Origin of the sequence: Saccharothrix sp. 6-C, assembly GCF_016695385.1 — a bacterium.
GTDB classification, from domain to species: domain Bacteria; phylum Actinomycetota; class Actinomycetes; order Mycobacteriales; family Pseudonocardiaceae; genus Actinosynnema; species Actinosynnema texasense.
Map to the genome: position 1 here is coordinate 8,348,741 of NZ_CP064192.1, position 23,601 is coordinate 8,372,341.

General features: G+C 73.2%; 20 protein-coding genes and 1 pseudogene. 14 read left to right on the forward strand and 7 right to left on the reverse strand.

Annotated features, from left to right (window positions below):
• Positions 1-25 precede the first annotated feature (25 nt).
• Positions 26-1,426, reverse strand: coding sequence for a glycosyltransferase family 87 protein (locus IOD16_RS36405; RefSeq protein ID WP_442978141.1), 1,401 nt, complete (start codon positions 1,424-1,426; stop codon positions 26-28).
• 2 nt (positions 1,427-1,428) lie between these two features.
• Entirely contained in the window at positions 1,429-2,199 is a 771-nt protein-coding gene (locus tag IOD16_RS36410) for a deoxyribonuclease IV (protein WP_201437993.1), read from the reverse strand.
• Between the two features lie 155 nt (positions 2,200-2,354).
• Here IOD16_RS36410 and IOD16_RS36415 point away from each other — a divergent pair, with 155 nt between their 5' ends.
• The 7 genes from IOD16_RS36415 (at position 2,355) to dnaB (ending at position 9,142) form a co-directional block, all read left to right on the forward strand.
• Positions 2,355-3,362 carry a hypothetical protein gene (locus tag IOD16_RS36415; protein ID WP_201437994.1) on the forward strand — a complete coding sequence of 336 codons (1,008 nt, stop codon included), beginning with the start codon at positions 2,355-2,357 and terminating at the stop codon, positions 3,360-3,362.
• Positions 3,363-3,447: 85 nt separating this feature from the next.
• A complete protein-coding gene (locus tag IOD16_RS36420) occupies positions 3,448-4,371 on the forward strand; it encodes a trypsin-like serine peptidase (RefSeq protein ID WP_201437995.1) in 924 nt (307 codons plus the stop codon).
• Between the two features lie 150 nt (positions 4,372-4,521).
• Positions 4,522-4,863: a 30S ribosomal protein S6 gene (gene rpsF, locus IOD16_RS36425; protein WP_123748234.1), complete on the forward strand. Its 342-nt coding sequence runs from the start codon at positions 4,522-4,524 to the stop codon at positions 4,861-4,863.
• Positions 4,864-4,874: 11 nt separating this feature from the next.
• On the forward strand, positions 4,875-5,372 hold the full coding sequence (locus IOD16_RS36430) for a single-stranded DNA-binding protein (protein ID WP_123744870.1): 498 nt from the start codon (positions 4,875-4,877) through the stop codon (positions 5,370-5,372).
• 52 nt (positions 5,373-5,424) lie between these two features.
• A complete protein-coding gene (gene rpsR, locus IOD16_RS36435; protein WP_015805710.1) occupies positions 5,425-5,664 on the forward strand; it encodes a 30S ribosomal protein S18 in 240 nt (79 codons plus the stop codon).
• A gap of 13 nt (positions 5,665-5,677) precedes the next feature.
• The gene (gene rplI / locus IOD16_RS36440) at positions 5,678-6,133 is read left to right on the forward strand and encodes a 50S ribosomal protein L9 (protein ID WP_170185452.1); all 456 of its coding nucleotides are present in this window, start codon (positions 5,678-5,680) and stop codon (positions 6,131-6,133) included.
• 411 nt (positions 6,134-6,544) lie between these two features.
• Positions 6,545-9,142, forward strand: a complete 2,598-nt coding sequence (gene dnaB, locus IOD16_RS36445) for a replicative DNA helicase (RefSeq protein ID WP_442978142.1) — start codon at positions 6,545-6,547, stop codon at positions 9,140-9,142.
• An 8-nt stretch (positions 9,143-9,150) separates the two neighbouring features.
• Here the strand turns inward: dnaB and IOD16_RS36450 are convergent, their stop codons facing one another.
• Positions 9,151-10,260 carry an FAD-dependent oxidoreductase gene (locus tag IOD16_RS36450; RefSeq protein ID WP_201437996.1) on the reverse strand — a complete coding sequence of 370 codons (1,110 nt, stop codon included), beginning with the start codon at positions 10,258-10,260 and terminating at the stop codon, positions 9,151-9,153.
• 68 nt (positions 10,261-10,328) lie between these two features.
• Between IOD16_RS36450 and IOD16_RS36455 the strand changes: the two genes are divergently transcribed.
• The 6 genes and pseudogenes from IOD16_RS36455 to IOD16_RS36480 all read left to right on the forward strand — a co-directional run bounded on the left by IOD16_RS36455 (position 10,329) and on the right by IOD16_RS36480 (position 14,169).
• Positions 10,329-11,009 carry a TetR/AcrR family transcriptional regulator gene (locus IOD16_RS36455; RefSeq protein ID WP_201437997.1) on the forward strand — a complete coding sequence of 227 codons (681 nt, stop codon included), beginning with the start codon at positions 10,329-10,331 and terminating at the stop codon, positions 11,007-11,009.
• 107 nt (positions 11,010-11,116) lie between these two features.
• The gene (locus tag IOD16_RS36460; protein ID WP_123744866.1) at positions 11,117-11,527 is read left to right on the forward strand and encodes a VOC family protein; all 411 of its coding nucleotides are present in this window, start codon (positions 11,117-11,119) and stop codon (positions 11,525-11,527) included.
• Between the two features lie 15 nt (positions 11,528-11,542).
• Positions 11,543-11,788, forward strand: a pseudogene (locus tag IOD16_RS36465) (AraC family transcriptional regulator); the annotation flags it as partial.
• 49 nt (positions 11,789-11,837) lie between these two features.
• Entirely contained in the window at positions 11,838-12,395 is a 558-nt protein-coding gene (locus IOD16_RS36470) for a TetR/AcrR family transcriptional regulator (protein ID WP_123744865.1), read from the forward strand.
• Positions 12,396-12,420: 25 nt separating this feature from the next.
• A complete protein-coding gene (locus IOD16_RS36475; protein WP_201437998.1) occupies positions 12,421-13,305 on the forward strand; it encodes an exonuclease domain-containing protein in 885 nt (294 codons plus the stop codon).
• A gap of 66 nt (positions 13,306-13,371) precedes the next feature.
• Positions 13,372-14,169 carry a sensor domain-containing diguanylate cyclase gene (locus IOD16_RS36480; protein ID WP_201437999.1) on the forward strand — a complete coding sequence of 266 codons (798 nt, stop codon included), beginning with the start codon at positions 13,372-13,374 and terminating at the stop codon, positions 14,167-14,169.
• A gap of 115 nt (positions 14,170-14,284) precedes the next feature.
• Here the strand turns inward: IOD16_RS36480 and IOD16_RS36485 are convergent, their stop codons facing one another.
• From IOD16_RS36485 to IOD16_RS36495, 3 genes are all read right to left on the reverse strand, one after another.
• A complete protein-coding gene (locus IOD16_RS36485) occupies positions 14,285-17,584 on the reverse strand; it encodes a beta strand repeat-containing protein (protein ID WP_201438000.1) in 3,300 nt (1,099 codons plus the stop codon).
• A 197-nt stretch (positions 17,585-17,781) separates the two neighbouring features.
• Positions 17,782-18,558 (reverse strand): hypothetical protein, encoded by a 777-nt coding sequence (locus IOD16_RS36490; protein WP_201438001.1) that lies wholly within the window; start codon positions 18,556-18,558, stop codon positions 17,782-17,784.
• 190 nt (positions 18,559-18,748) lie between these two features.
• Positions 18,749-20,944 (reverse strand): hypothetical protein, encoded by a 2,196-nt coding sequence (locus IOD16_RS36495; RefSeq protein ID WP_201438002.1) that lies wholly within the window; start codon positions 20,942-20,944, stop codon positions 18,749-18,751.
• A 130-nt stretch (positions 20,945-21,074) separates the two neighbouring features.
• Here IOD16_RS36495 and IOD16_RS36500 point away from each other — a divergent pair, with 130 nt between their 5' ends.
• Complete coding sequence (locus IOD16_RS36500; protein WP_236594590.1) at positions 21,075-22,304, forward strand: AI-2E family transporter; 1,230 nt, start codon at positions 21,075-21,077, stop codon at positions 22,302-22,304.
• A 10-nt stretch (positions 22,305-22,314) separates the two neighbouring features.
• Here the strand turns inward: IOD16_RS36500 and IOD16_RS36505 are convergent, their stop codons facing one another.
• Positions 22,315-23,511, reverse strand: coding sequence for a GGDEF domain-containing protein (locus IOD16_RS36505; RefSeq protein ID WP_201438003.1), 1,197 nt, complete (start codon positions 23,509-23,511; stop codon positions 22,315-22,317).
• Positions 23,512-23,601 lie beyond the last annotated feature (90 nt).

The window sequence follows — 23,601 nt, forward strand, 5'->3', positions numbered from 1 at the left end:
ACCGCGGCGGTCGCGGGCGGCGGGGCTACGCGGTGGTCGCGGGCGCCGGCCGGCGACGGGCCGGGCGGCGGTCGGCGAACGTGACCTCGGAGCGCAGGAAGACGAAGAACAACGCCACCAGCAGCGCCGCCCGGCCCCACACGCCGATCACCACGGCCTGCGCCGAGAACCCGTCGTAGATCCCGGACGGCTCGCCGAACTCGATCGCGTAGAACCAGCGGAAGATGCCGACGCCCATGGCGAGGTCCGCCGCGAAGTACGCCGCCACCCAGCCCCAGTGCACCCGCAGCAGCACGAACATCGGCACCAGCCACAGCGTGTACTGCGGCGAGTGCACCTTGTGCAACAACAGGAAACCGCACAGCATCGCCGCCGACACGGCCACCCACGGGTAGCTGCCCTCGGCCAGGTGGCGCCGCCACCCGAGCAGGCACGCCAGCGCGAACGACCCCGCGATCGCGAGCGGCGACAGCACCGACACCAGCGGCTGCATGACGTCGTCGGCCAGGAACGGCCGCATCGACCAGAACCAGACCGAGTTCGTGGTGATGTCGACCCGCCGCAGGCCCTGGAACGCGAACGACGCCCGCCAGCCCTCCACGCCGGCCAGCGCGAACGGCAGGTTGACCAGCACCACCGTCACCACGCACGCCAGCGCCACCTTCACCGCGCCCGCGACGTCGTGCCGGGCGCCGCGCGGCAACCACCGGCCGCCGGGACCACCGGTGAGCACGTACAGGCACAGCGGCAGCACGAAGATCGCCGGGTAGACCTTGAACGCGAACCCGAGGCCCAGCAGCACGGACGCGACCACCGCGCGGTCGACCAACGGCCGCTCGCGCCGTCCCCAGCCCCGGTGCACCACGTACACCGCCGCCACGGCGCAGCACACGACCGGCAGGTCCCAGTTGTGGAACGCGTACAGCACCATCGGCGGGCCCAGCGCCCAGATCAGCGCGCGCCACCGGCTCAGCTTGCCGAGCAACCACCCGGCGGCCAACCCGAACGGCGCCATCAGCAGCGCCGAGAACAGCAGGAACGCGGCGTCGGTGCGCGCGGGGATCGCGCCCGCCCAGATCATCAGCCCGGTCAGCACCGGGTACTCGACCACGCCCCCGACCAGCGCGCCCTCGCTGTCGATGCTCCCGTTCACGTACGGGAAGACGTGCCGGTCGATGTCCCGGCCGATCCACAGGTGCTGGATGTCGGAGTAGCAGACCTCGGCCTTGTTGCGGCGCTCGTAGTCCGGCCCGCTGCGGCCCCACTGGTCGAACTCGGGCCCGGTGCAGCGGTCCTTGTTGAGGAAGCCGGCGAGCATCGTCAGCCCGCACAGGAGGACGACCGCGGCGAGCGCGGCCCGGCCGAACCGCGACGTTGACGACGCGGCGTCCGCGCGCTCCGGCACGGCCACCGCCTCCCGGGTCACGCTCAACGACCCAGGTGCTCGCGGAGGAACGCGATGTCCGCCGCCTGCCCTTCGTCCGGGGTCTCGACCAGCACCGGCGAGCCGGCGGCGGCGGCCACGGCGACCAACTGGTCGGGATCGATGGTGCCGGACGCGATGTTGGCGTGCCGGTCGCGCGAGGAGCCGAACTCGTCGCGGGAGCTGTTGAGGTGGACCAGGTCGATGCGCCCGGTGATGGCCTTCACCCGGTCCACGATGCCGACCAGGTCCTCGCCGGAGGCGAACGCGTGGCAGGTGTCCAGGCAGAACCCGGCGCCGAACTCGCCGACCGCGTCCCACAGCCTGCCGAGCATGTCGAACGTCCGCGCCATGGCGTTCTCGCCGCCCGCGGTGTTCTCGATCAGGATCGGGACCGCGAAGCCGCCGCTCTCGGCCTGCCGCTCGAACATCTTGCGCCAGTTGGCGATCCCGTCGCCCGGGTCCTCGCCCTTGGCGACGTGCCCGCCGTGCACGATCAGGCCCTTGGCGCCGACCTCGGCCGCGCCGTCGGCGTGCTGGAGCACCATCTTCCGCGACGGGATGCGGATGCGGTTGTTGAGCGACGCGACGTTGGCCAGGTACGGCGCGTGGATGAAGACTTCCAGGTCGGCGGCCAGCAACCCCTCGGTCTGCGGGTGCGGCTTCGGCGCCTTCCACCCCTGCGGGTCGGCCAGGAAGAACTGCACGACGTCGGCGCCGCGGGCGACAGCGGCGCCGAGCGGGTCGTCGTCGCGGACGTGGGCCCCGATGCGCATGGGTGCAGAGGGTAGTCCGCCGGCGAAACGCGCCGACGACCGCCGGCGATACGAAATTTGTCGTCGAGGGGGATGGCTCGCGTCACTATCAGCACCTACGCTCGTTACTTGTAAGTAGGAACAAGGAACGCAGCCGTCACGCCAGGAGGCCAGACATGCGGACCCGGCTCACTCGACTGGTGAGCGCGGCGGCTGTCGTGTTCGCGGTCGGCACGGCCGGCGCCGCCGCCGGCTCGGGTTCGGCAGCGGCCGCCGAACCCCTCGTGGTGGGCAGCTGCGCGACCACCGTGCAGGGCGTGCCGGGCACCCCGGTGGCGCTGAGCCCGGTCGCCGTGCTCGACCCGATCGTCCAGCTGATCCGGGCGGTCCCGCTGCTCGGGCCGCCGCTCGCGGAGCCGTTCCGCCAGGTGTTCTCGGTGCTGCCGCCCATCCCGATCGGCGCGATCCCCACCGGCTCCGGCGTCATCACCGGCGGCGAGATCGCGAACAAGGTCAACGCGGAGCTGGTCAAGCTGCCGCTGCTCGGGCCGATCGTGGTCACGCTCGCCAACGGGGTGCGCACCGAGCTGACCAAGCTGTGCGGCGTCACCGTGCAGGGCGTCAACACCGCCGCCGCGCCCGTCCAGGACGGGTCGAAGGCGCTCGCGGACGCCTCGCAGCAGGCCACCGGCCAACTGCCGGGCCTGCCGAACCTGCCCGGTCAGCCCGCGCCGAACCAGCCGCCGCCGACCGGCCGGCCGGGCACGAACCCCGGCACCGGGAACCCCGGCGCCACCCCCGGCGCCCAGTCGCCCGCGACCAACCCCGTCGGCGGTGTCGGCGGGCTCGACGTGCCGCTGTACGGCGCGAACCCGTGGGGCGGCAACTTCGGCCGCGTGCCGCTGTTCAGCTACGGCGCCCTGCCGTTCGCCGTGCCCGGCCGGTACGCGCCGTCACCCGGCGTGCGCTACGGCGGCGGGGTCAGCGGCTACCGGCCCGGCTACGGCGTGCCGGGCGCGGACGACTCCGACAGCGTGCAGACTGCGGGCCGGGCCCAGGCGCTGCCCGGCTCGGGCCGGATGGGCGGCGGTGTGGCGGCGCCCGTGCTGCTGGCCGTGCTGCTGCTGTCGTGCGTGACGGGCGCGCTCGTGCGCACCTGGGTGCTGCGCCGCGCCGTCGCGTAAGACGCCGGAAGGACCAACCGGACCCGGGTTCTTGCTGCGTCCGCCCCCTGCCCGGCTGCCCACCGCGGTGGAAGCGTTGCGGAACGTGATCGGGAAAACGTTCTCCGCGCTGTGCCTCGCCCTGACGTTGACCGCGGTGCAGGCCTCGGCCTCCACCGCGGCCCCCGCCCTCGACCCCGACACGCCGGTCTCCGACGACGGCCGCGTCGGCGCGCCGGTCCAGCGGGACCCCGGCGGACCACGCCCCACCGGCCGCGGGTTCGCGGGCACCGGCGACCTGTCCGACGCCGCGGGCGTCCGCCGGGTCACCGGACCCGGACCGGCGACGGTGGACCCCGACGACCTCTCGACCCAGTCGATCATCGCGCCGGACGGGCGGGTGCAGGTCACCGACACGACCACCTACCCGGCCCGCGCCACGGTCCGCTTCACCTACACCAAGCCCACCGGCTCGACGAGCTGGTGCACGGGCTGGCTGTACGCGGCGAACGCGGTGGCGACCGCGGGCCACTGCGTCTACAACCCCGCCGCCGCCGCGTGGAACACGAACTTCACCGTGTACCCCGGCCGCAACGGCAGCTCGTCGCCGTACGGCAGCTGCGGCGTGTCCAACGCCTACAGCGTCACCGGGTGGACCCAGGACGGGAGCACCGAGCACGACTACGCCGCCCTCAAGCTCACGTGCACCGTCGGCAACACCACCGGCTGGTTCGGCCTGACCACGTCCACCGCGTCGCTCAACGGCACCACCGCCACCACCGCGGGCTACCCGCAGGACAAGCCCTCCGGCACGCAGTGGACCACCTCCGACACCGTGACCGGCACCACCGCGCGCCAGCTCTCGTACCTGATGGACACCATCGGCGGGCAGAGCGGTTCGGCCGTCTACAACACGGGCTGCGGCACGTACTGCGCGGTGGCCGTCCACGCGTACGGCCACACCTCCCACAACCGGGGCACCCGGATCATCGAGGAGGTCCGCCGGAACCTCCTCGCCTGGGCGCGCTGACCCGGCGCGCCGACCTGCGCCGACCTGCGCCGACCGACCGCCGGCGGAGGCGGCCGAACAGCCTGTTACCCTTCACGGGTTGCTGACGCGACGACCCTCCTGCCACGGAACGTCCGTGGCCGCCGAGTCCACAGGAGGTGAGTGGTCTTCATGCGTCATTACGAAGTGATGGTCATCCTCGACCCCAGTCTCGACGAGCGCACGATCGCGCCGTCCCTTGACACGTTCCTCAACGTCATCCGCACCACGGGTGGCAACGTGGAGAAGGTCGAGGTGTGGGGCAAGCGCCGGCTGAGCTTCGAGATCAACAAGAGCGCCGAGGGCATCTACGCCGTCCTCGACCTGATCTCGACCCCCGACGCGGTGAAGGAGCTGGACCGCCAGCTCGGCCTGCAGGAGACGGTGCTCCGGACGAAGGTCATCCGGCGCGATCCCGCCAAGGCCGCGAAGACCGCGGCGAGGATCGCCGCCAAGGCCGCGGCCAAGGCCTAGGAGCCCCGAACATGGCAGGCGAGACGACGATCACGGTGGTCGGCAACCTGACCGCCGATCCCGAACTCCGCTTCACCCAGTCCGGCGCCGCGGTGGCGAGCTTCACCGTGGCCTCCACCCCCCGCACGTTCGACAAGAACAGCGGTGAGTGGAAGGACGGCGAAGCGCTGTTCCTGCGGTGCAACGTGTGGCGGCAGGTCGCGGAGAACGTGGCCGAGTCCCTCACCCGCGGTTCGCGCGTGCTCGTTTCCGGGCGGCTGCGCCAGCGTTCCTTCGAGACGAAGGAAGGCGAAAAGCGCACCGTCATCGAGCTTGAGGTCGACGAGATCGGCCCCTCGCTGCGCTACGCGACCGCGAAGGTCAACAAGGTGAGCCGTGGAGACGGCGGCGGCGGCTTCGGCGGCGGCGGTCAGTCTCGCGGCGGTGGTGGCGGCGCACCGGCCGACGACCCGTGGGGCTCCGCGCCCCCGGCCGGCTCCGGTGGCTTCGCCGACGAGCCCCCCTTCTAGACCCGGCACCGGTCCACCCCACACTTCACTGCGTAATACCAGGAGTCCACACATGGCCAAGCCGCCTGTGCGCAAGCCCAAGAAGAAGGTCTGCGCGTTCTGCAAGGACAAGAACGCCAACCTGATCGACTACAAGGACACCACCCTGCTCCGGAAGTACATCTCGGACCGGGGCAAGATCCGCGCCCGCCGGGTCACCGGCAACTGCTCCCAGCACCAGCGCGACGTCGCGGTCGCCGTCAAGAACGCCCGCGAGATGGCGCTGCTGCCCTACACCTCGACCGCTCGCTGAGAAAGGGGACGGCATCGTGAAGCTCATCCTCACCGCTGACGTGACCGGCCTCGGTGGCCCCGGCGACATCGTCGAGGTCAAGGACGGCTACGGCCGCAACTACCTGCTGCCGCGCGGCCTGGCGATCGTCGCCACCAAGGGCGCGACCAAGCAGGTCGAGGTCATCCGCCGGGCGCAGGACACCCGCCGGGTGCGGGACCTGGACCACGCCAAGGAGATCAAGGCCACGCTCGAGGGCCTCGGCTCCGTGACGCTGAAGGCCAAGTCCGCGACGGGCTCGAAGAAGCTGTTCGGCTCCGTCACCTCGTCCGACGTCGTGTCGGCCGTGCGCGCGGCCGGCGGGCCGACGCTGGACAAGCGGTCCGTCGAGATCGCGGGCCACATCAAGACCCTCGGCAAGCACTCGGTGAACGTCCGGCTCCACCCGGAGGTCACCGTGGCGCTGTCCGTCGAGGTCGCGAGCGTCTGACGTTTTCCCGGAAGCGCCGTTCGACCAGGTGTTCTGGTCGGGCGGCGCTTTCGCACGTCCGGCTGTGGACAACTCGTGTGACACGTTGGGCGCGACACGCCGTGCAGCCGGTTACACGCGACACGCCGAAGGTGTGACGCACTACTTTTCCACAAACTTATCCACAGGCCTTGACCTGCGCTGACTTTTGTCTGGACCCAAGTTGTACCCAGGTTGTCCACAGGTTTCCCCAGCCTTGTGGTCAGCTGGGCGCGACCATCCCCAAGCTGTCCACCGAGTTGTCCACAGGTGGGTTTGCCTACGCCATCCAGGTGGCTCTAGCGTCGCTGGACCACGAGGCGTGGCGTGGCGGACTTTGTCGGACCCACGAGGTACAACATCCGCACGGCAGCAGATTGGGGTGAGCTCACGGTGGCGCTGGTGGACGACCGGGGCATGGCCGAGCCCGGCTTCGAACGGCAGCCGCCGCAGGACCTCGCCGCCGAGCAGTCGGTGCTCGGCGGGATGCTGCTGAGCAAGGACGCGATCGCCGACGTGGTCGAGGTCCTGGCGCCCAACGACTTCTACCGGCCCGCCCACCAGGCCGTGTACGACTGCGTCCTCGACCTGTACGGGCGCGGCGAGCCGGCCGACCCGATCACGGTGTCCGCCGAGCTGGAACGCCGGGGCGAGCTGCTGCGGGTGGGCGGCGCGCCGTACCTGCACACCCTGATCGCCACCGTGCCGACCGCCGCCAACGCCTCCTACTACGCCGAGATCGTGGCGGAGAAGGCCGTGCTGCGGCGGTTGGTGGAGGCGGGCACGAGGATCGTCCAGCTCGGCTACAACGGCGCCGAGGGCGCGGACGTGGACGAGGTGGTCGACCGGGCGCAGGCGGCGATCTACGAGGTCACCGAGCGCCGCACCACCGAGGACTACGTGGTGCTGGAGGAGCTGCTCCAGCCGACCATGGACGAGATCGACGCCATCGCCTCGCGCGGCGGCTCGTCACTGGGCATCCCCACCGGTTTCGCGGACCTGGACGAGCTGACCAACGGCCTGCACCCGGGTCAGATGATCATCGTCGCGGCCCGACCGGGTGTCGGCAAGGCGCTCGCGCTCGACACCCCGCTCGCCACGCCGACGGGGTGGACGACCATGGGCAAGGTCGCCGTCGGCGACCAGCTCATCGGCGCGGACGGTCGCCCCACGACCGTGGTGGCCGCGACCGAGGTGATGCGCGGGCGGCCGTGCTACGAGGTCGAGTTCTCCGACGGCTCGGTGCTGGTGGCCGACGCCGAGCACCAGTGGCTCACCGAGACCCGGGCCTCACGGCGCTCGGCGCAGGGGTCGGCGACCGGCCGCGGCCGCCGGGCGTTCGGCGAAGTCAGGACCACGCGCGAGATCGCGGAGAGCTTGCGCTGCGAGACCGCCGACCGCCGCCTCAACCACTCGGTGGCCAACGCCGAACCCCTCGACCTGCCCGAATCCGCCCTCCCGCTCGGCCCCTACACGCTCGGTGTGTGGCTCGGGGACGGCCACTCCGCCGGTTCCCGGTTCACCACGGCGGACCCGGAGATCGCGTGGCACGTCGAGGCCGAGGGGTACGACGTGGTGCCGCAGAGCGGCGAGCTGCTCTACGGCATCGAGCTGCCGGCACCGGAGCCGATCGCGACGCGCGACTGCGTCGTCTGCGGCACGCCCTTCACGCCGAGGACCGCGCAGGTGAAGACCTGCGGTCGCAGCTGCGGCGGCAGGTCCCGGTTCACCTCGGCCCCGGTCCCGGCCCCGACGTGCCCGGACTGCGGTCGGCCGTCGAGCGGCCTGCGCCTGTGCCAGGAGTGCCACCGCGACCACGGCACCGCGCAGGGCGTCCTCCGCGGCATCGGGGTGCTCGACGACAAGCACATCCCGGCGGTGTACCTGCGGGCGTCCATCGCTCAGCGGCGCGCGCTGCTGGCCGGGCTGCTGGACACCGACGGCACCGTGACGACCGGCGGGTCCGTGCAGTTCGCGGTCACGAACCGGCGGCTGGCCGAGGACGTGCGCGAGCTGATCGTGAGCCTCGGCTACCGGTGCTCGACCAGCACCAAGCAGGTCCGCGGGCGCGGCGACCGCAGCTCCACCACCTACACGTTGACCTTCGGCGCCGACGACGACGTGTTCCGGCTGGAGCGCAAGCGGCTGGTGCTGAAGGAGCGTCGCCGGGCCACGGGCCTGGCCCGGACGGGGTCGCGGTTCATCGTCGACGTGCGCCCTGTTCCGAGTGTGCCGGTGCGTTGTGTCGAAGTGGACAACCGGAACCACCTGTACCTCGCGGGCCGGTCGATGATCCCGACCCACAACTCGACGCTGGGACTGGACTTCGCCCGGTCGTGCTCGGTGAAGCACGGGTTGACCAGCGCGATCTTCTCGCTGGAGATGTCGCGCACGGAGATCGTCATGCGCATGCTGTCGGCGGAGGCGCGCATCCGGCTCGGCGACATGCGCGGTGGGCGGATGAGTGACGACGACTGGACGCGGTTGGCACGGCGGATGAGCGAGATCAGCGAGGCGCCGCTGTTCGTCGACGACTCGCCGAACCTGACCATGATGGAGATCCGGGCCAAGGCGCGGCGGTTGAAGCAGCGCCACGACCTGCGGCTGGTGGTGGTCGACTACCTCCAGCTGATGTCGTCGGGCAAGCGCACCGAGTCCCGTCAGCAGGAGGTCTCCGAGTTCTCCCGGAACCTGAAGCTGATCGCCAAAGAGCTCGAGGTGCCGGTGATCGCGATCAGCCAGCTCAACCGCGGCCCGGAGCAGCGCACCGACAAGCGCCCGCAGCTGTCCGACCTGCGCGAGTCCGGCTCGCTGGAGCAGGACGCCGACATGGTCATCCTGATCAACCGCCCGGACGCCTGGGAACGCGACGACCCGCGCGCGGGCGAGGCGGACCTGATCATCGCCAAGCACCGCGCCGGCCCGACGGCCACCATCACCGTCGCCCACCAGTTGCACTACAGCCGCTTCGCCGACCTCGCCCAGGGCTGACCCCGCGGTCAGCCGGGTTGGAAGAAGGCGAGCATCCGGCGGGCGGCGTCCGGCGCCACCAGCAATTCCTGGATCCGGGCGGACATCCGGGCGGCGGCCCCGGCGCGCTCGAACATCTCCCGCTCGTACTCCCGGACGGCGGTGGCGTGGTCGTCCGGGTGCGCGGCCAGGGCGAGGCCGAGCAGGGCGCCGTCGAGCAGCGCCATGTTCGCGCCCTCGCCCACCGGTGGCATCAGGTGCGCGGCGTCGCCGACCAGCGTGACGTCCGGTCGTGACGGCCAGGTCAGGCCGACCGGGAGGGTGGTGATCGCCCGCGGCACGATCGTGTCGTCGCAGGCCGCGACCAGGGCGGTGAACCGCGGGTGCCAGCCGGCGAGCAGGTCGATCAGCCGCGCGCGGGCGGCGGCCGGGTCGTCGAACGGGATGCCGCTGGTGGCGAACCAGTCCTCGCCGGTGCGGTAGAAGCTCAGGCCGATGCGGACGCGACCGTCGCCGTTGCGCTGCGCCCCCAGGGACAGCCCGTCGCCGAGGACCCAGTAGTTGCCGCGGCCGACCATCGCCGCGAGGTCGGGGTGGGTGCGGTCGATGTCGGGGATGCCGATCTCGACCACGTTCTGGCCGAGGTGCGTCGGGCGGGCGTCGGTGAGCAGCGGGCGGACCCGGGACTGCGCGCCGTCCGCGCCGACCAGCAGGTCGTAGGTCGCGCTACCGCCGTCGGCGAAGCGGAGCACGCCGTCGGCGGCGGACCCGAGCGCGTGCCCCCAGCGCACCACGCCGTCGGGGAGCGAGTCCAGCAGCAGGTCGCGGAGGTCGGCGCGGTCGACCTCGGGTCGGGCGAGCGGGGCGTCGTCGGGCGTGTCCTCCTGGAGCAGCAGGGTGCCGTCGGGCTCCAGCAGGCGCATGTCCTGGCCCTCGCCGCGGGCTATCGCGAAGAACCGGTCGATCAGGCCGGCTTCGCGCAGCGCCCGCTGGCCGGAGTGGATGTCGAGCATCCCGCCCTGGCCACGCGCGTGGCGTGACGCCTCGCGCTCGTAGACCACGGACTCGATGCCGTGCACGTGCAGCACCCGGGCAAGGGCCAGACCGCCCAAGCCGGCTCCGACGATCGCTATGCGCATGGCCATCCCCCGATTCACTGTATCTATTCGATACACTGTATCAGGACGAGCGCTGTACCCTCCTTCGCATGTTGGTGTGGGAGCGACCGGAGCCGCCGGACCGACCGGTGCCGGCCCCGCTGAGCCGGGAGCGGATCGTGCGGGCGGCGATCCGGCTCGCCGACGCGGACGGCCTGGACGCGGTGTCGCTGCGCAAGGTCGCCGCGGCGCTGGACGTCGGGCCGATGCGGCTGTACGGCTACATCGCCACCAAGGAGGAGCTGCTCGACCTGATGGTCGACGCGGTCCACGAGGAGATCCGGCCGACCGGCGACGGGTGGCGTGAGGTGCTGCGCTCCCTGGCCGAGACCACCCGGCAGGCCGCCCGGCGGCACGAGTGGCTCGCCGACCTGATCGGCGGGCGGCCCCAGCTCGGGCCGAACACGCTGGCCGGCGGGGAGGCCGTGCTGGCCGCGATGACCGGGGTCGACCTGGCCACGGTCGTGCCGGCGGTCGCCGCGGTCAACGCGTACGTGGTCGGCGCGGTGCGGCGGGAGATCACCGAGCTGCGCGCCGAACGGGCTTCCGGGCTGGACAAGGAGCAGTGGCAGGCCACCTACGGGCCGTACCTGACCAAGGTCTTCGCCACCGGCCGGTTCCCCGCGCTGGCCAACCTCGTGCACGACGGCCCCCACCTGGACGCCGACGAGACCTTCCGGGCAGGCCTCGACTTCGTCCTCGACGGCATCGCGGCCCGCGTCCCGGGCTGACACCCGGCGGCACGCGCTCGCGGACCTCCCGCCGCGGGCGCGACCGCCAGGGGGAGCGATCAGGAATCGAGAAGCGCAGGTCAGCGTGCGTGCTTAGGCTGGTCGCCATGGAACTCACGATCAACACCAGCGTCCTGCCGCACGACGACCCGGAGGCGTCCCTCGCCTTCTTCCGCGACACCCTCGGCTTCGAGGTCCGCAGCGACGTCGGCCAGGGCCGGATGCGCTGGATCACGGTCGGCCCCGTCGGCCGGCCCGACACGTCGATCCTGCTCGCGCCGCCCGCCGCCGACCCGAACATCACCGAGGACGAGCGCAACACCATCACCGAGATGATGGCCAAGGGCACCTACGGCTGGATCCTGCTGGCCACCCCGGACCTCGACTCGACGTTCGAGAAGGTGCAGGCGGGCGACGCCGAGGTGGTCCAGGAGCCGACCTCGCAGCCCTACGGCGTCCGCGACTGCGCTTTCCGGGACCCGGCGGGCAACCTGATCCGCATCCAAGAGCTCCGCTGACCGGGAAGGCCCGCCATGTGCCACCCCGCGTGGGCACGCGCACGTGCCACCGCGCGACGCCTCGAAGACCTGGCGCGCCTGCGCCGCGTGCGCGACCGGATCGACCGCGACCTCGCGCGGCCGTTGGACGTCCTGGCGCTCGCCCGCGACGCGGGCATCCCCGCCGGGCGGCTCAGCCGCGAGTTCCGCAGCGCCTACGGCAGGTCCCCGTACTCGTACCTGGTGGCTCGGCGCGCCGAGCGGGCCGGTCACCGGTTGCGCGCTCGGTGAGTCATTCCCGCACCGCGGGAACTGCGCATACGATCGAAAGATGCCACCCGACGCGGCGCGGCGCAGCGACCGTTCGAGGCGGGCGATCCTCGTGGCCGCGTGGGAGTTGGTCGAGGCGCTCGGCCACTCCCGGTTGACCATCGAGGCGGTGGCGGCGCGGGCCGGGGTCGGCAAGCAGACGATCTACCGGTGGTGGCCGTCGAAGGGGCCGCTGCTGTTCGACGCCTTCGTGGAGTTCGGGCCGGCCGGCGCGGACGAGCTGCCCAGCGGCGTGCTGGCGATCGACCTGAAGCGGGAGCTGTGGGCCGCCGCCGAGGAGCTGGCCGAACGGCGGTTCGACCAGGTGTGCCGGGTGCTGGTGCACGAGTCCCGCACGGACCTGGTGACGTTGCTGCTGATGCCCCGCCGGATCGCGTTGGAGGACCGATTACGCGCGGCCCGGCGATTAGGCGACGTACGGGCCGACGTCGACGTGCCGGCGGCGGTGGAGTTGTTGTTGGGACCGGTCTACCAGCGGTGGTTCCTGAGGACGGCGCCGTTGACCGAGGAGTTCGTCGACGCGGTGGTCGATCTCGTGCTCCGCGCGCTGAGCGGGTGACCATGATCGGTAGGGTTCGTCGATCATGGGGTACGCGGTGGTCGACGTGGAGACGACCGGGTTCGCCGCGCGCGGGTCGGACCGGGTGGTCGAGGTGGCCGTCGTCGGGTTGGACGACGCGGGCCGGGTGACCGACGAGTGGTGCACCCTGCTCAACCCCGGGCGCGACCTCGGGCCGCAGCACGTGCACCGCATCCGCGCGGCCGACGTGTGGCACGCGCCGACGTTCGCGCAGGCCGCGGGCGCGGTGGCGGCACGTCTCGCCGACCGGGTCGTGGTCGCGCACAACCTGTCCTTCGACGCCCGGTTCCTGACCGCCGAGTTCGCCCGCGCCGGGGTGGACCTGCCGGTGACGGGCCTGTGCACGATGCGCCTGGCCGACCGGTACCTGCCGGACCGGGCCGGGCGGTCGCTGGCCGCGTGCTGCGCGGCGATCGGCGTGGTGCTCGGCTCGGCGCACTCCGCGCTGCACGACGCCCGCGCCACGGCCCGCTTGTTCGCGCACTACCTGGGGTTCGGCGTGCCGGCGGCCGAACCCGTGCCGCGCCTGCCGTTGGCCGACGACGTGGTCGAGGTGCGCCGCGGCACGGGCGTGCCGGCGTCGCACCGGCCGGAGCTGGTGACGTTGGTGCGCGGTGACCGGGTCGTGTTCACGGGCCGGATGCACGCGCCGCGCGAGGAGTGGGTCGACCGGGCCGCGTCGGTCGGGCTGGTCAACCAGGGGCACGTGACCAGGGCGACCCGCCTGGTCGTGGCCGCCGACCCGTTCACGCTGTCGAGCAAGGCGCGCCGGGCGCGGGCGTACCGGGTGCCGATCGTGTCCGAAGAGGACTTCGCCGGGATGCTGGATTCGCTGGGCGTTACAGCGCCGGCCAAAGATCACCGGACCGGGTGGCGCCGGGGCTATTGAAAAGCCCGCTACCCGCAGGGAGGCTCTTCACGGACAGGCCATGCCTCAGCGGAAGGCACGAGTCCTATGAGTACCGTGCAGACGAGTACCGCGCAGACGACGGTTCCCCGTGCGGTGTGGGACGAGTTCGTCTCGGAACTGCCGGTCGGGGTCCTGCTCCAGGACGGGAACGGCGTGGTGCTCGCCGCGAACCCGATGGCGTCGTCCCTGCTCGGTGACGCCCGCGCCCTCGACGACTCCGGCGCGCCGCTGCCCAGCTGCGCCGAGCTCGCCGCCCAGGTGCTGCGCACCGGATCACCGCTGACCATCCCGATGGCGCTGCCGCACGCCAAGGTGTGGGCCGAGTACTTCCCGGTCGAGGCCCGCGGGCAGGTGCTGGTGCTGCTGCGGCCGGTGCAGGCGGACGTGCCGCACAGCGCCGGGCTGCTCGACGCGCTGACCGGGCTGCCGGGCCGGGCGCTGCTGCTCGACCGGTTGGACCAGGCGTTGATCCGGGCCCGCACCCAGGGCACGTTGGCGTCCCTGGTGCTGGCGGACGTGCACCGGATGGCGGCGGTGAACGCGGCGCACGGCTTCAGGCGCGGCGACGAGCTGCTGGCCGTGCTGGCGAAGCGGCTGCGGCAGGGTTTACGGGCCGACTACACCGTGGCGCGGTACGGCGGCGACTCGTTCGCCGTGGTCGCGGAGCACCCGAACGGCAGCGGCGAGGCGGTCGCGGCGCGGGTGCGCGAGCTGACCGGGCGCGCGGTGCGGCTGGGCGGTGAACGCGTGCGCACCGGGGTGCGGGTGTGCTGGGTGACCAGCGACGGCGAAGCGCCGCTGCACTCGGTGATCGCGCACGTCGAGGAACGCCTGCGCCGCTGACCACGCCACCGAACCCACGCCACCGAACCACGCCGCCGCCGCACGGCCCCGCGCACACGACCGGGCCCCTGGCACGTCGAGTGCCAGGGGCCCGGTAGCGGGGACGGGTCGTGGATCAGATCCGCGGCATCACGGCGGTGTCCTCAAGCGAGTTGAAGACGCTGCGCGCGTCGATGCCCGCCAGGGCGGGCGCCTGCGCCTCGGTGAACCGCGTCGGGCCGGTGCCACCCTGCACCGGGTTGACGTTCAGGCCGCTCAGGGCCAGCGGCGGCACCATCGGGGACTCGGTGCGGGGCTGCGCCACACCGGGCGTCGGCAGCACGAACGGCAGCCCGGCCGGCGCCGCGACGGGCAGCGTCGGCAGGGTGCGGCCCTGCGTCAGGCCCTGCAGCGGCAGGCTGTCCACGGCCGGGAGGGCCGACGTCGAGGTGAGGTCGCCGATCAGCGGCAGGCTGCCGCCGAACGAGCGCTCGTCCGACTCGGACTGCACCGAACGGGTCAGCACACCCGCGACGGGCACCGTGCGGAACGCGGCGCGGCTCGCCTGGACGACCGGCGGCAACCCGTTGCGGAGCACCTGGTCGACGCTGCCGATGCGCGGCATCTCCTGGGTGGGCAGCTCGGCCTGCGACAGCGCGCCGAGCGGCGCGTCCGCCTCGGGCAGCTGGGGCTTGGGCAGTTCGGGCTTGGGCAGCTCCACCTCCGGCGCTTCCGGCTTCGGGACGGACCGGGCGAGCAGGTCGCTGCCCGGCAGCTGGACCTGGTCCAGGCGGTCGATCGGCAGCGCGCGCAGGTCGTCCATCCCCGGCAGGGCCACCGGCACGGTGTACCGGGACACCATGCCGAGGAGGTCCAGGGTCGGCACCTCGGTGACGCGCAGCAGGCTGTCGACGCTCGCCGGGAGCTGGATGCCCCGGTTCGCGTCACCGACCTGGGCGGTGTCGCCCCGGTCGTCGCCGGTGCGCACGTCGTTGACCTCGTGCGCGTTGGTGGTGGCCGTGCCGAGCACGTCCACCGGGATGCCGAACATGCGGGCGAACGCCTCGGTCGGCGCTTCCAGGTCGTGCGCGCTGACCGCGCCGCGGCCCCCGGTGGTGGTCACGCCACCGGACTGGCTCTGCGACCGGCTGGCGGTCGCGGCGTCCGCGAGGCCGGCCACGGTCACGGCGTCGCCGTGCACCGACGGCGTGAGCGCGGCGGGCGCGGTGAGCAGGTTGCCCGACCACGCGCTGTCCTCGGCGGAGGTCAGGTGCCGGCCGCCGGCGATCAGGCCGGTCCGGTTGTCCGTCCGCGACTCGCCGTTGCCGGCGGCGGTGACGGCGTCGCCGAACACCTGCAGCGGGATCGACGGCTGCGCGCCGACGCCGTTGCCCGAGAACGACGCGTCGTCGCCGGAGGTCTGCACGTCGCCACCGGAGTGCGAGCCGAACTGGTTGCGGCTCTCCGACTCGACGTTGCTGCCCGCGCCGATCGCGCTGCCGAACACCTGCGGCGAGGAGGCCTCGGGCAGCGACAGCACGTTGCCCGACAGCGAGCCCTCGTCACCGGTGGTGGTGGCGGCCCCGCCGGAGCGGGAGTCGAGCTTGCTGTCGGTCTCCGACGAGCCGTTGCCGACCGCGACCACGGAGTCGCCGAAGACCTGGGCCGGGTTCGAGGTGGGCAGGTGCACGATGTTGCCGGAGGCGGAGCCGTGCTTGCCGTTGGCGGTCGGCGGGTTGCCGAGGTCGATCTCGGTGTCGCTGTCCGTCTTCGACGTCGGGTTGGCGACCGCGCCGCCCGAGTTGCCGAACACCTGGCCGCCGAGCGCGGTCGGCGCGGACACCACGTTGCTGGACGCGGTGCCGTTGTCGTCGACGCTGGTCGCGACCCGGCCGGAGCGCACGGTCTTGTTCTCGGTGGCCCGGCCGGTCGGCGTGCCCGCCGCGCCGACGCCGTTGCCGAACGCCTCGGCGGGCAGGCCCAGCGGCACCTGGCCGACGTTGCCGGAGCCGACCGCGTCGTTGCCGGTGGTGCCGTTGTAGCCGCCGGAGTCCGCGACCACGTCGTTGCCGCAGTCGGCGTCGGCGATGCCGCCGCCGGCCAGGCCGTTGCCGCACAGGTCGGCCGCGCCGGCGGGCGGCAGGTTCACCGAGTTCGCCGCCAGGACCGACCGGTCGCCGTTGGTGTAGGTGTCGCCGCCGGAGACCGCGGTGGCCTCGTTCGCGTGCCGGGCCGAGGTGGTGCCCACGCCGGACAGCGCGTTGCCCGCGCCGGAGACCGGCAGGGCGACGGGCGCGTCGGCGAAGGTGCCGGACAGCACCGAGTCCTGGCCGGCGGTGAAGCTGTTGCCGCCGGCTTCGGCGTCGTGCGCCATGGCGTTGTCGACCTGCGCGTTGCCGCCGCCCGCCAGGGCGTTGTCACCCGCGGCGACGGGCCCGGCGAACGCGGGCTGGACCACGTTGCCCGCGAGGGTGCCGTCGTTGCCGGAGGTGTAGGTCCACATCGGCAGGTCGGTGTGGTCGCGGTGGGTGGTGCCCGCGTCGGCCGACGCCCGGTTCTCGGTGGCGGTGTCCGCGTTGCCCGCGGCGGCCACGCCGTTGCCGGTGACCGCGACGACCGGCGCGACCGGCGCGCCGAGGACGTTGCCGCCGGCGGTGCCGCGCCGGCCGGTGGTGGTCAGCGAGCCGACGGCCTGGGCGTCGTTCGAGGACGAGGCCCCGCTGAAGGAGTTGCCGCCCGCGGCGACCGCGTTGTTGGTGACCTGCGCGGGCACCGCGCCCTGGACGGCGGCGATGTTGCCCGACAGCGAGCCGTCCTCGCCCGAGGTGCGGACGCGGTCGCCCGCGACCGCCCGCTGGTGGGACGTGGCGTGGGACTCGGCGTTGGCCAGGGCCGCGACGGCGTTGCCGTTGACCTGGGGCGAGACGGCGGCGGCGGCGTGCGCCACGTTGCCGGCCAGCGTGCCGCGCGACCCGTCGGTCCGGATCTCGCCGGTGCTGGAGGCCGACTGGACGCACACGCCGTCGCTGTAGGCGTCGCCGGTGGCCGCGATCGCGTTGCCGCAGACGCTGACCGGCACGACCACGTCGGCGTCGGCGGTGTTGCCGCGGGTCAGGCCCCCGGTCTCGACGCCGGCCGCCCGGTCCTGCGCGCCGCGGACCAGCGGGTTGGCCGGCTCGGCGAGGTGGCGGACGGGCAGGCCGGCCGCGCTCGGGGTGCCGAACTCGTGGTGGATGTCCGGCAGGTCGTGGTTGCCGAGCAGGGTGCCCAGGTTGTTGTGGTCGACGTCGACCGGCACGCGAACCTTCGCGTCGAGCGGGTTCGGTTTCGCGTCGGGGTTGACGTTCTCCTGGGCTGAAGCGATGCCCGTGCCGAGCATCAGCAAACCACCAGTGACAAGTGCGGTCTGGAGACCGCGCTTGGCCCAGGTGTGCATGGGTTCTCCTTCTTCCGGTGTCCCTTGCGGGAGGTGAGGGGTGATCGGACGCGGCGACCGCGTCGAAGAGGACGACCACCCTGGTCTTTTTTCGAGGGGCGCGGCAGCTCGACCGGTGTGGGAGCGCACGCGAAGCGGCGCGACGGTCGAGCACCGGGTCAGCTCGTCGATGAGCTGCCGCGGACCGCGCGCTGGGGTCAGTCGGGAGTGACGCCGGGCTGCTTGCCCTGCGTCACGGTGTTCCGCTCGGTGGCGGGGAACAGAGCCCGGGCCACCGCGGGGTCGATGCGGCCGGCGGAGACGGCCGTGAAGGAGCCGTTGCCGCCGCCGGAGGAGCCGGAGCCGTCGCCACCGCAGGAGCAGTGGGCCGGCGCGCCGAGCGGCGCGAACGGCATCGACGGCAACCCGGACGGGTCTCCCGGCAGGGAGGGCACGTCCGCGTCGGACAGCGCGGCGACCGGCTGCCGCGGCGCGTCCAGCCACGACCGGCTGAGCTTGCCGAACACCCCGTGCACCACCGGGGTGCCGGCGGACACCGGCACGGCGGCGGCGGCCGGGGTGGTCTCGGTGACCTGCCGCGTCACGGCGCCGGCGACGACCACGTCGACGGGCGCCTGCTCGGACGCGCGGTGCCCCAGCCAGTCGCGCACGCCTCCGACGGCGCCGCGGAGGTCATCCGCGACGCGGCGCAGGTCGGGCGGGCTCGGCTCGGGCACCCGTGGGCTGCTCAGCGCGGTGTCGAGGTCGTGCACGGCTCGGCCGACCGGGGCCAACGCGGCCTCGACCGAGCCTTCCGCCGCACGGGGCGGCAGCGAGTCGTGCGCGATCTCGGCGATCGGCTCGACGACGGGGATCTGCGCCGACGCCGCGGTCGCGGACAGCGCCCAGGCCGCGGCGGTGCCGGCCAGCGTGCCGCCGACGACCAGCAGGGCGCGGGAGAGCAGCCGCCGAACGCGGCTCGCCCCCGTTCCCACTTGCTGGTCACCGCACGACATCGCTGAAACCTCCGCCGAAAAGCCCTGGGATTCGCCGGCGACGTGATCCGGGTGATCAAGCCGACGACGAGAGACTGCCAGCAGCCGGTGCCCGCGCGCACTCCATCCACACCTGGTTCGCCGGATCGTGTGACGAACACTCTGTGCTTCCGGGAGTGACGGTACGTGATCAGACCCGCTTGAGCACCCGCGCCGCGCCGGCGGCGGCCGTCGACGCGAGGATCCAGCCGACCGCGATCAGGGTGCTGGAAATCCACTGCGAGGCGCCGCTGAACTTCCACTTGCCGTCCTGGCCGAGGTCCACGATCGGGATCAGCAGGTCCATCGACAGCAGCCAGGCGTTCCAGGACGGCGACTCGTCCTCGTTGAGCTTCGGCACCTCGTGGCCCAGGAACCAGCCCGTGCCGGCCAGCCAGAACGCGGTCAGCCAGGCGATGGCGAGCCACGGCCGGTAGCCGTAGCCGACCGTCCAGCGCTGCAGGAAGCCCCAGACCCGGCCTGCGACGCCGAGCTCGGAGTAGCGCCGCCGCTGCTTCTCCAGCTGCACGAGCTGCGCCAGCTCCTCCTCGCCGCCGTCGCGGTACACCGCGGCCAGCTGCTCGTAGGGGCCGGGCGCGAAGTCCGGCTGCACCTCGCGCAGCCAGCGCAGCCGGGTGCGCACGTCCACGTGCGGCGTGGACGAGATCGAGCGGAACGTGAAGTCCTCCACGTCGACGCCGCCGGTGGCGGCCCACAGCCCCGGCCCGTCCAGCACGGTCGCCGCGCCGACCCGGGTCAGCACGACCCGGCCCACCGGGGTGCGGTCCTCCGAGAGCCGCAGCACGAGCTGGCTCACCGTGAGCCCGTAGGCGTTCAGCGCGATGTCGCTGCCCGGACCGCCCAGGCGCGCGCCCGCGAAGGTGGCCATCTTGCCGACCTCGGCGAGCCGGATCCGCACGCCGCCCGCGGCGGTGAAGCCGTGGCTGCACAGGAAGTCCTTGCCGATGGTGGCCACGCGGGCGTCCAGCGACGGCTTCACCGTGCCGTCGGGGCGGCGGCGCGGCGAGAGCAGGGACGCGCCGGAGCAGTCGAGGGTGGAGCCGATCTCGGCGTTCTGCAGGCGCAGCGAGCCGTGGGCGCGCAGGTCGCGGAGGAACAGCGTGCCGCCGACGCGCAGCCGGTCGGCGAACAGCACGTCGATGCCGGGCCCGTGCAGCTCGACGCCGGACAGGGACGCGCTGCCCCGCACGTGCGCGTCGACCAGGCGCACCTGGCCGTAGGCCTTCAGCGCGGCGGTCCGTTCGCCGTCGCCGTGGATGCCGCCGTTGACCGCGCCGCGCGCTTCGAGGTCGCCGCGCACCTGGATGCCGTCCGCGTGCAGGGCGACCGGGATGCGCTGGACGGCCTCGCCGGCGTGCTCCGCCGGGTCCTCGACCGCGTCGCGGCGGCCGATCACCGCGCCGGAGAGCCGCAGGTAGCCGCCGATGTCGGCGTTGGGCAGGCGGACCGTGCCGGAGGAGGTGAAGCCGTCGTCCAGCTCGACGTTGCCCTCCACCCGCATCCGGTCGGCGACCAGCGCGGCGGCCTCGTCGGCGGTGCCGCGCGGTATCACCAGGACCGGGCGGTCGACCACGCTGGCGTGCAGCCGGGCGCCGGAGAACACGGCGCTGCCGCCGATCCGCGCGCCGTCGAGCAGGATGCGGCCCTCGGCGGTGAACCGGCCGCCCTCGGCGTCGCAGAACAGGGTGCCCGCGATGGTGACGCCGGTGGCGTCCAGGGCGTTCCGGCCGGCGTTGAGCAGGCGCGCGCCGCCGAGGTGCACGTTGCCGCCGACGTCCGCGCCGCGCAGCCGCACCTCGCCGCCCGCGCGCAGCGCGATGGCCTGCAACGAGCCGGACAGCCGGATGCGCGCGGCGAGCAGGGCGTGGTCGCCGCCGCCGTCGCGCAGCACGGCGCCCGCCAGCCGGAACGTGCCGTCGACCGAGGCGTCGGTCAGGTCGACCACGCCGTCGCTGGTGAAACCGGCCTCCAGCACCAGGTCGCTGCCGACGCGCAGGTTGCGGCCCCACAGGCCGGGCACCTCGCAGCCGCGCATCCGCAGGCCGACCAGGCGGGCCATGCGCAGGTCCGGCGGGCGTTCGAAGGAGCAGTCCAGGAAGTCGACCACGTGGTCGACCCGCGCTCCCTCCAGGGCGAACGAGCCGACGACGTTCGCGCCGACCAGCCTCAGCGCGGCGGTCCGCGGGCCGCTGTCGGTGAGCAGCCCGGACAGCAGCTCGCCGCGGACCGTGCGGTTGCGCTTGGGCGTCCTGGGGTCGAACCGCAGGGGGCGGCCGGCGGCGAACGCGGCGCGGACGGCGCCCTCGACGGTCTGCTCGGCGGTCACGCCCGCGATCCGATCACCCGCCGTGCCGGTTCCGCCAGGGTTTGCCGCAATCCGAAACGTGGGGTTCGACATGCGGGCGGGGTGCTCGACCGGCGCACCCGGGGTGGTGGGGCGGGCTACCGTGATCGGCGTGACGGGCAGTGATGAGATCAGCGAGAGGGTGCCGCGGCTGTTGCGCGTCTCGGCCGCCCTGAGTTGGCGGTTCGTGGCCGTGGTCGCGGCGCTCTACGTGGTGTTCCACGTGGTCGGGTTCATGGCCACGATCGTCATCCCGACCGGGGTGGCGCTGCTGCTGGCCGCGCTGCTGTCGCCCGCGGTGTCGCAGCTGAACCGGGCGGGCATCCCGCGCGGCCTGGCCACGGGCGTGGTGCTCGTCGGCGGCATCGCGGTGGTCGGCGGCGTGCTCACGTTCGTGATCACCGAGTTCTCCAAGGGCCTGCCGCAGTTGCAGGAGCAGGTCAGCGCGAGCCTCGACACGATCCGCGGCTGGCTCAAGGACGGTCCGCTGCACCTGAGCGACGTCCAGCTCCAGCAGTACCTGGACCGGGTGGTGGAGACGGTCAAGGAGAACCAGACCGAGATCACCTCCGGGGCGCTGACCACGGCGGCCACCGTGGGCGAGCTGCTGACCGGGTTGATCCTCGCCCTGTTCACGCTGATCTTCTTCCTGCACGACGGCGACGGCATCTGGCGGTTCCTGGTCCGGATCGTGCCGCGCGACGTGCGCGGCCGGGCCGACGTGGCGGGGCGGCGCGGGTTCGCCTCGCTCGTGTCGTACGTGCGGGCGACCGCGCTGGTGGCGGTCGTGGACGCGGTCGGCGTCGGCATCGGGTTGTGGATCGTGGACGTGCCGCTGGTGGTGCCGCTGTCGGCGCTGGTGTTCCTCGGCGCGTTCATCCCGATCGTGGGCGCGGTGATCACCGGCGCGGTGGCGGTGCTGGTGGCGCTGGTGGCCAACGGGCCGATCGAGGCGCTGATCATCCTGGCCGTGCTCATCGGCGTGATGCAGCTGGAGAGCCACGTGCTGCAGCCGCTGCTGCTGGGGCGCGCGGTGAAGCTGCACCCGCTGGCCGTGGTGCTGGCGATCACCACCGGTCTCGTCGTGGGCGGCATCGCGGGCGCGCTGCTGTCGGTGCCGCTGCTGGCGGTGCTGAACTCGGGGATCAGGTCGTTGCTGTCGGAGTCGGACCGGGACGTGGAGCCGCGCCAGGTCGACGTGCTGGAGCCGCAGGAGAGCGGGCCGATCGACACCGGCGGGGAGCGGGTCGCCGACGACGGGGTCGTCGACCGGATCCAGGACGCCTTGTCGGACGACACCGACCGCGGGCACCCGGACGCCGGGCACAGCGGGCGGCGGTAGGCGCCGCGGGTCAGGCCATCTCGACCAGGTTGCGGCCGTAGCCCTTGGCCGCGAGCAGCGCGGCGTCGGCGGCCACCAGCAGGTCGGGCAGCTCGTAGCCGAACCGCTGGGTGGTCGCCACGCCGATGCTCACGGTCAGCCCGGTGAGCAGGTGCTCCCGGCCGTCCGTGCCGACGGTGGGCACGGCGAGGTCGGCGACGGCGTGCCGCACGCGCTGGGCCACGGACCGGGCGATGGCGGGCTCCGCGTCCGGCAGGAGCACGACGAACTCCTCGCCGCCGAAGCGGCCGACCAGGTCGCCGCTGCGGACGGTGCCGGTGAGCAGCAGGGCGACCGCGCTGAGCGCCGAGTCGCCCGCCAGGTGGCCGACCTCGTCGTTGACCCGCTTGAAGTGGTCGAGGTCGAGCAGCATCACGGCCATCGGCCGGTCGCGCGCCCGCGCCTTGGACAGCTCGTACCTGGCCCGGCTGTCCCAGTGCACGGCGTTGGCCAGGCCGGTCTTCGCGTCGCGCTGGGCGGAACGCCGCCAGTGCGGCAGCTGCGCCGCCCGTTCCAGCAGGGCCAGCGGGGGTCCGGCCATCAGCGCGTGCACCGGGGTGGTCGCGGCGACGAAGCCCATCAGGCCGCCGATGCTCACCGCGACGACGCCGAGCACCACGTCGATCGGCTCGCCGATGACCTCCTCGCCCTTGGCGCGCGGGCTGCGCAGCTTCAGGCCGAGCGCGATCACGCCGGCGCGCGCCACCAGCAGCACGGTCGCGCCGAGCACCATGACGACCAGGTCGGTGCGCGGCTCGGCCCAGCCGATGGCGAAGCGGGTGGCGAACACGGCCAGCGCGGTCGCGGACAGGGTGAACACCCAGCGGTGCGACTCGGGGCGCTGGGTCAGCACGCCGTGCAGCGCGGGGCCGAAGAGCAGCAGGACGAGCAGGTTGCACGGCAGGGCGACCAGGCCGGCGGTGAGGTAGCAGAGGTGGGCGGCCCACGGGTTGCGCGCGGCCTCGCCCACCCGGTGGGAGTAGATGGAGCTGCCGATGATCACCGCGCCCGCGGTGCCCGCGATGGCCGCGAACCGGCCGATCTCGCCGGGCGACGGCTGCGGCGACGTCACGATCGCGTAGACCACGACGGCCAGCCCGAGCAGATCCACGAGCAGCCAGTAGGCCAGCGCGGAGCGCTTCAGCGTCCACAGTGGCCAGTGGCGCACGCTCGGCCCTCCCTCGCCGCAGCAGCCCACGGACGTGATCTTCACCCCCGGAGGTAATCAGACTCCGGGAGATCACGCTCGGTGACTCCC